The sequence below is a fragment of the Gemmatimonadetes bacterium SCN 70-22 genome (assembly GCA_001724275.1).
Classification (GTDB): domain Bacteria; phylum Gemmatimonadota; class Gemmatimonadetes; order Gemmatimonadales; family Gemmatimonadaceae; genus SCN-70-22.
Genome location: MEDZ01000003.1, coordinates 25177 through 33201 on the forward strand (window position 1 = coordinate 25177; position 8025 = coordinate 33201).

The 8025-nt window shown below is 63.2% G+C and carries 6 protein-coding genes and 1 pseudogene (1 of these 7 only partly in view); 6 read left to right on the forward strand and 1 reads right to left on the reverse strand.

The window, feature by feature from the left end; all coding sequences use genetic code 11:
• The first annotated feature begins 416 nt into the window (after positions 1-416).
• From ABS52_01590 to ABS52_01615, 6 genes are all read left to right on the forward strand, one after another.
• Positions 417-2534 (forward strand): hypothetical protein, encoded by a 2118-nt coding sequence (locus tag ABS52_01590; protein ID ODT04873.1) that lies wholly within the window; start codon positions 417-419, stop codon positions 2532-2534.
• Positions 2535-2544: 10 nt separating this feature from the next.
• The gene (locus tag ABS52_01595) at positions 2545-3753 is read left to right on the forward strand and encodes a hypothetical protein (protein ODT04874.1); all 1209 of its coding nucleotides are present in this window, start codon (positions 2545-2547) and stop codon (positions 3751-3753) included.
• Positions 3754-3768: 15 nt separating this feature from the next.
• Positions 3769-4857, forward strand: coding sequence for a nuclease (locus tag ABS52_01600; protein ID ODT04875.1), 1089 nt, complete (start codon positions 3769-3771; stop codon positions 4855-4857).
• A gap of 66 nt (positions 4858-4923) precedes the next feature.
• Positions 4924-5238, forward strand: a complete 315-nt coding sequence (locus ABS52_01605) for a hypothetical protein (protein ODT04876.1) — start codon at positions 4924-4926, stop codon at positions 5236-5238.
• 219 nt (positions 5239-5457) lie between these two features.
• Positions 5458-5772 carry a hypothetical protein gene (locus tag ABS52_01610; GenBank protein ID ODT04877.1) on the forward strand — a complete coding sequence of 105 codons (315 nt, stop codon included), beginning with the start codon at positions 5458-5460 and terminating at the stop codon, positions 5770-5772.
• Between the two features lie 958 nt (positions 5773-6730).
• The gene (locus tag ABS52_01615) at positions 6731-7537 is read left to right on the forward strand and encodes a hypothetical protein (GenBank protein ID ODT04878.1); all 807 of its coding nucleotides are present in this window, start codon (positions 6731-6733) and stop codon (positions 7535-7537) included.
• Between the two features lie 477 nt (positions 7538-8014).
• Here the strand turns inward: ABS52_01615 and ABS52_01620 are convergent.
• Positions 8015-8025 (reverse strand): annotated as a pseudogene (locus ABS52_01620) (hypothetical protein) (it continues 727 nt past the right edge of the window).

Below are 8025 nucleotides of genomic sequence, written 5' to 3' on the forward strand. Positions count from 1 at the left end.
GATGCCCGAGCGGATGCCTGGTACTCGATCTGGCATCTTGGTGATCCCGGTTGCAGCTTCTCGACCTCAGCCGTGAGGTCACCACGCTCGATGCTGTCAGACTGGCGCGCGAGTTTTCTGTTGCCGTGATGGGAGGAATGGGGAGGGGACCCGTGTAGCCACGAAGACCGACGTCACCACCGCGTGTCGAGTGAGGGGCGCCCGCCTCGGGCCTTCGCCTTTCGACCGGCCATCGCGTGCCCATCGAGTCACGTGCCGCCTCGGATACTCAAACGGCGCGGGGGCTCGCCCAGCCCAATCTTGCGGCTTCTGGTGCGACTCAAGCGCGTCCAGTCGCTCTCGAGTCCAATCGCTCGAACGTGGGCCAGCGCGCAAGTCCAGAGACGTACACTCAACTGACGGGAGGCACAGCCCTCGTGGATTTCGATGCTCGCCTGCAACAACTCTTCGAGGAATTTCGGACCGACTATCTGCTGACCGCCGATGGCAGCAAGCACCGTCAGGCGTACGCGAGCGGTCGGCAGAGCGCGCGGGCCAACCTCGGGGACATCACGGCGCGCGCCGACCGCCGCGAGGAGGTCACCGATCTCGTCCTCGCACGCCTCCTCCCCCACATCGACTCGGCGCGCCACCGGGAGGATGGTTCCTGGATCCACGTCGCCCCGGCGATCAACAAGGACATCAAGTCCTGGTACGAGGGAGCAGGGTGGGCAACCAAGAGCGAGTGGCCGGCGCGCGCCGCTCACATCCTGACGTTCATTCGACGTGTGGTCGACCAGCCGAGCGAGTTGGCCGATGCCTGTCGCCAATTCTCCGCGTCGCCCCTCGGCAAGGCGCTGCAATGCGGGATGATGACGCCCATCCTGAGCGCCCTTCGCCCAGACGACTTCTCGATCGTGAACACCAAGGTATGTCGCCTCCTCAAGGAAGTGACAGGAAAGGACTACACCTCGGCTCTGAAGAACTATCCCGACACCAACGCCGCCATTCACGAGCTTGTGGCGCGACATGACGGACTGTTCGGGACCGCGCAGCAGGCCGGCGTGTCTGCGCTCGAAGCGTTCGACATGATGGCCCATTGGTTCGTCGCCGTGCGCGAGGACGACGCCGATGAGCAGGGAAAGGGCGTCGATCGAACGTCTGCCGATGCCGCGCGTCGCGTCGTCGAGACCTTGTGCCCCGATTCGGCGCCGCGTGCAGCGGCGCTGGGCACACTGGCCCAAGCGATTCGCTTTGCACACGAACTCGGCCCCCAGTCCTGGTCCATCACCCTCAAGTCAGATCTCGTTCGGTTGAACGTCGGAGGTCTCATCGCGGTAGACCTGAGGAAGCAAGGGCTCGCGATGACTGTCGCGCAGGACGAGATGCCGCTGGAGACTATTCAGGCGCTGTCCGACGCTGAGCACTGGGAGTTCAAGTACATGGACCACGCCGTGTGCTACCTGCTCCCGTACGATGAGCTGGATCCGGCGGTGGGCCAACTTGGACCCGCGATGGAGGAGCATCTCCGGCGCGTGACGACGCGAACCCAGTTCGCCCCGTTCCGGACTGCGCACTCGCCGGGAGTGTTGACGATGCTGCGACAGCTCAAGTACGAGGTGCCCGATCCGGAGTACGCTGCTCCGCCCGCTCCCGGTGGAAGGATCGCCGAGCCGTTGCCGGGTCAGGGCGCGAGCACGGGTGCCGCACGGCAACCCCGCTATTCGCTGCAGGACCTCGCGCGGGAAACGCTTATGGATGAGGCGCTTCTCGGATCGTGGGTCCGAGCGATCAATCGCAAGGGGCAGGCGATCATCTACGGCCCGCCGGGGACCGGGAAGACGTACGTCGCCGAGCGACTGTGCCGACACCTGGTATCGGGCGGCGACGGTGCCGCGGAACTGGTGCAATTCCACCCCGCCTACGCGTACGAAGACTTCATCCAGGGGCTGCGTCCGGAGACCAACGCGAACGGGGCGCTCAGCTACCGTATGATCCCGGGTCGCTTCATGGAGTTCTGCGAGCGCGCGGCGCGGGCAAGTGGGCCGTCGGTCCTCATCATCGACGAGATCAACCGCGCCAACCTCGCGCAGGTCTTCGGGGAGCTGATGTACCTGCTGGAGTATCGCGATCGCGAGGTGCCGTTGGCTGGCGGAGCGCGACTGCGCATCCCGCCGAACGTGCGGATCATCGGGACGATGAACACCGCCGATCGGTCGATCGCGCTGGTCGATCACGCCCTGCGTCGGCGATTCGCTTTTCTCCATCTCCTGCCTAATCACGAGATCCTCGAGCGCTATCACGTCAACACCTCGCTCGACGTTTCCAAACTCTGCGCGGTACTGAGTGAGCTCAACGCGGCCATTGCGGATCCGCACTATGCGGTCGGCATCTCCTACTTTCTGCGGGATGGGCTGGCGGAGGAACTGCCGATGATCTGGGAGTCGGAGATCGAGCCTTATATCGAGGAGCTCTTCTTCGATCGTGCCGACGAGATCGCGAAGTTCCGATGGAGCGCGGTGAAGTCCCGCGCGACGCCGGAGCTGATAGCGTAGAAGCTTCCCAATGCCCTCGCAGCGCCTCCGAATCGTCGAGCATCGCGGCACCACCTTCCACCGCGACGCGCTCACGCACGCCCACGGGGAGACCATCCTTAGTAAGCTCGGCAGGCGCATCGACATTGAGTTTCCGACGCCGCGCACGGCCGATCGATGGATCCTGACGTCGCAGGGGTGGGTTGGTCTGCTGCGCGTCGACGACGACCTGACCGTCATCGCCGAGCCCAAGGTCCCCGTTGCCAACCTCGCGCGCATGCTGCAGGTCGCGCATGAACTCCCCATCGAGGTGCTAGACGGGCTGGTCACATGCGAGACGATCGAGGAGCTCTACGACCAACTGGCGAGGCTACTGGCCGACGCGGCGCTCTCGCTCGTGCATCACGGCCTGCACCACGTGTATCGACCCCATCAGGAGTTGCGCTCGTCGATCCGTGGCCGGCTGCTCCTCAACCACCTGCGGACGCCGCGGGCGGATCCACGGGTGACGTGCGCGTTCAACGAGCGCACGGCCGACACGATCGAGAACCGGATCGTCAGCGCCGCTCTGCATGCGGCGTTGCGAGGGGGATACTGCACATCGATGACGCGGGCGCATCTGCGCAAGGGACTGCGCCAGTTCGTCGGGCGGGTGACGCCGACTGTAGTGAGCGTGGAGGATGTCGACCAGCTGCGGTATGATCGACTCACGGCGCGCTACCGTCGCGTGCACGCGCTGGCGCGATTGTTTCTGGACGAGCGTTCCCCGTTGGCACGGGAAGGAGATCGCACGAGCCTCCCTTTCCTGCTCCACATGCCCTCCCTGTTCGAACGGTTCGTGGAGCGGTGGCTCAGATTCCGCATCGAGCGCGACGTACTACCGCTGCGCGTGCTGCGGCAGGAGAAGTTCCGTGTCGGCGATCCGGATGCCGTGGTCTTCAGCATGGATGTTGTCATCACAGACAACGTGGGGCGCCCGATTTGCGTGCTGGACACGAAGTACAAGGACGCCGGGGTACCGGCTGCGGGCGATGTCGCGCAGGTGGCCTTCTATGCGCAAGCGACGGGCGCTCGCAGCGCGGGGTTGATCTACCCAACGCCCCTGAACGGGACATGGCAGGGGAATAGCGGCTCTGTCAACGTCTTCGCACATCACTTCGATCTCTCCGGCGATCTCGAGCGAGCGGGAGGACAGTTTCTTTCCGGACTCCTCCATCACATCGGGACTCTACCGAGCTGACACGAGAACACATGCATGCCGATCAAGACTGAACTCTGGAAGGTTGCAGCTTCTCCGTCTCCGCTCGTCGAGTCGAAGTTGCCGAGCGAGAGGCTGCTGGAAGACATGATTGTCGCGCAGCCCAGCCTCCTGTCGGAGGAATGGATGCTCATCGGCCGGCAGGAAGACACCGGCTACGGCGGGCGCATCGACCTGCTGGCGATCGCGCCGGATGGCGTGCTGGTCCTGATCGAGCTCAAGCGCGATCGCACACCGCGCGAGGTCGTCGCGCAGGCGCTCGATTATGCCACGTGGGTCGAGCGCCTGCAGCCGGAGGACATCGCGGCGATTTATGGGCGATTCGCCCCGGGGCGTCGACTCACCGACGATTTCCAGGCTCGCTTCGGCCAAGCGCTCGACGAGGCCTCGCTGAATGACTCACACCTCATCGTCGTCGTGGCCTCCGCCCTCGACGCGAGCACCGAGCGGATCGTCAATTATCTCAGTGATCGCGAAGTGCCGCTCAACGTCTTGTGCTTCCAGGTGTTTGCGGCTGGGAGCGAGCAGTTTCTAAGCCGCACATGGCTCATCGAGCCAGCCAAGACACAGGTCAATGCGTCGACGTCGCCAGAGGATTCGAAGGAGCCGTGGAACGGCGAGTACTACTGTTCATTTGGCCGCGGGGCCGAGCGTTCGTGGGAGGATGCCGTCGACTTCAGCTTCATCTGCGCCGGGGGTGGAAGTTGGTACTCGAACACGCTGAAGCTCCTTTCGCCTGGCGACCGCGTATGGGTCAAGGTACCGGCAACGGGCTTTGTCGGCGTAGCGCGCGTGACCGGGTACTCCACGCCAGCGAGTGCATTCACGAGGGTCGTTGACGGCAAGGATCGGCCGGTGTTCGAGGTCGCGACGCGCGGCAACTATCATCGGCAGTTCATGGACGATCCCGAGAAGTGCGAATACTTCGTGCCGGTGCGCTGGCTCCAGACGGTGCCGCTCGATGGCGCGATCCAGGAGATCGGGATGTTCGGGAACCAGAACTCGGTCTGCAAACCGACGACGCCGAAGTGGCGGAAGACGGTGGAACGGTTGAAGGAGGTATTTCCTGGACACGCCACAAGCTGATGTTCTCAGACTCTGATGCTTTGTCAGATGAAGTCGAGATTCACGAAACGGAGAGAGGAGGAGGCGATGACGGCGCGAAAGCGGAAGACTCGCGTGACAGCTGAGATGATGATGCCGTCGAATGACTTGGCACGCATCGTCGGCGACGCGCCTAAGTCGCGTACGCAGATCGCGAAGGCGATCTGGGAGTACATCGATCGACACGGACTGCAGGATCAACGGTACAAGCGAAACATCAACGCCGACGCGCGGCTCGCGAAGATCTTTGGAGGGAAGCGGGTCGTCAGCATGTTCGAGCTTGCTGCGATGGTCGAAAGTCACCTCCGAAGGGCAGATGACAAGATGTCGCCGGAGAGGCGCGTTCGAGGTAAGAGCAAGTAACAGACGTCCAAGCCCGGTGCGGCTCATTCTGCGGCAGCGGGAGTGGCGCGGCCCTCCGAGGTCAGTGTCGCTCGGTTCCTCGACAAGAATGCCGAACTGGACGCAACGGCAACGCGCACGGTCCGCCGAGAGCAGAAGTTGCTGCGGCAACTCAAGTTCGCAGGGAAGTCAGAGGCCCACTGTGCCATTTGCGGTCGCGCGCTTCCCGTCGAACTTCTTGTGGCGGCCCACATCAAGCCGCGGAGTCGCTGCTCCGCGGCCGAGAAGAAGCGCGTCGACGACAACGTGATGGGAGTGTGCGTCCTGGGATGCGACGCCCTCTTCGAGCGAGGGATCGTCTACGTGCAGCAGGACGGGAAGGTACAGTCGGCGGCCAGCGGCGCCCTGACGCAATCTCTCACAGAGCACGTCTCCAAGCTGGTGGGAAGAGTCTGCACAGCGTGGACTCCTGCATCTGAGCGATTCTTCGCATGGCATGCCGGGCATCACGAGGCGATCCGTCGTCGCACGGAGGCTCAGCGGCTCGGGACATGATGCTCGCGCGGAATCTCCTCGCGAAAGGCTCTGAACGTCAGCTGCGTGAACCGTAGATGCGCTTCCCTCATCGTGAGTTCAATCTTCTCTCGGAGCCACGTTCGACTATGCGAATCCGATCGACACTGCTCGCGCTCGTCTCAATTGCCGCCGTCGGCTGCGCGATAGCCACAGTCGTAGGCTTCCGCGACCCGTCGTTTGCCTTCACTCGATTCTCTCGCCTGGCGGTGATCGCGGGCGGGATGACACTCGAGAACGCGGTAGCTGTCGAACGGGCAACGTGTCAACGCTTGGCGCCGGCTCCGTGCACCGTCGGAAAGGAGGCACTGCCTCCTACCCGAAGCTATTCGATGGAGGAAGCGAAGGATCTACTCACACTGCGAGGGGTCGACGGAGTCCTTGTCATACTGCTTACGAGCGACGAGGAGAGCGTGAGATACCTCGGATCCACGAGTTCTACGACGGCTCAAGCTTCCGTATCGACGATGGGGACGGTGAATCTGTATCGCTCCGGTGGAATTCTCTCGTCTCAGAGTACTACGGGTCTCTCTGCTCGGACGCGGACTGAGGCAGAGTACTCATACTCGCGAGCAGCGTCTGCGCAGCTCGGAATCTTTGATCGGGCGACGGGTAGGCTTGCCTGGCGTGGTGAGATCAACGTCTCCGGAGTAGGGGCGTTCGCATCGGATGGTCAGTTCATACAAGCGGCCACGAAGGAGATTGCTGCGGAGTTGAAGAGGGCGGGACTCAGTCAGTAGGCGCCGCCGATCGAGGGGACGACGATGCCGGATCTGGTGGATGAAGGGGTCTTCGTCTTCTACGCGGGGTGGCTGAGGAGGCCGCCATCATGCGGCCGCTCTCCGCTTACGGGATCGAGACAAGCACGGCATCGGTCACCACGCCACTGGCTACGATATACGTTTCCCGCACGCGAGCCTCACCAACGGCCGACGTACGAATGAGCGAAGCGCCTAGAATCATCGCCATCGACTGGTCCGGTTCGATCGCCGGTTCGGAGCGCACGATCTACTTGGCCGAGGTGAACAACGGTCACGTCACCGCGCTCGAGCGCGGACGGAATCGAGAACGCCTGATCGCGCACCTGATTGATGTCGCACGCCGCGATCCTGAAGTGATCGTCGGCCTCGACTTCGCATTTTCACTCCCCCAGTGGTTCCTCGAGTCGAAGCAGCTGTCGAGCGCACCCGAACTCTGGGAACTCGCCGCTCGGGAAGCAGAGGACTGGCTGAACCGGTGCCAGCCCCCGTTCTGGGGGAGACCCGGAACTACAAGACCATCGCTCCCGGAGCACTTTCGCCGCGCGGACCTGGAAGTACCGTCGGTGAGCGGCGTGAGACCGAAGTCGATCTTCCAGATCGCAGGGGCTGGGACTGTCGGAACCGGCTCGCTGCGTGGCATGCCAGAACTGCGACGCCTCCGCCAAGCCGGCTTCGCCATTTGGCCATTCGATCCACCGCGATTGCCGCTGGTCATCGAGATCTATCCGCGCATCCTCACAGGACAGATCACCAAGAGCTCACCCGAGGCGCGCGCTGCTTACCTGTCGAAACGCGTCCCCGATCTGGCGGCCGACTTTCGGGTGCGAGCCGCGACGTCCGATGACGCTTTCGATGCCCTGCTCTCCGCAATCGAAATGGCGGCCAGAGTCGATGAACTGATTTCGCTCCCCACGGCACGCGATGCACAGGACTTGAAGGAAGGGCGCATCTGGATTCCGCGGACGTTGCCGGCGCGCTCGAATTAGGAATAGCGGAGTCTCCCACGGTCAGGGGCAGCAGTTCATCACCTTGCGGAGACGCGAATCGGCTGGATGACCAGCACTCCATCTCGGTGACTAATGCGAAACGTCCCATCGTATCCGCGCCGCTGCAACACCGTCGCCGCCGCACGGATGCGCGCCGAAAAGCGACTCGGCTGCCGGCTCTCCCAATCCGTTTCAAAGGTGCGAGGATCGTCGCGTCGTACCGTGACGTGGACGTCGCGCTCGTATCCTCTCGGACCGAGAAAGACGCGGACGTCCGGGGGGAGGTCATCGCCCAACCGCGAAAGCGCTTGTTCCAGAGCGGGGAAGAACCTCGACCTCGTGGAGAATGGAAGATTCATCGTCGATAGGTAGGCAAGGACGCATCACGAAGCACTCGAGGCATTCCAGACGGGTTGGCCGTCAGCCACTGTTTCGTCTACCTCCCCGCCCCATCCCCGAACGCAATCAGAACGTCTCTCAAGTCCCCC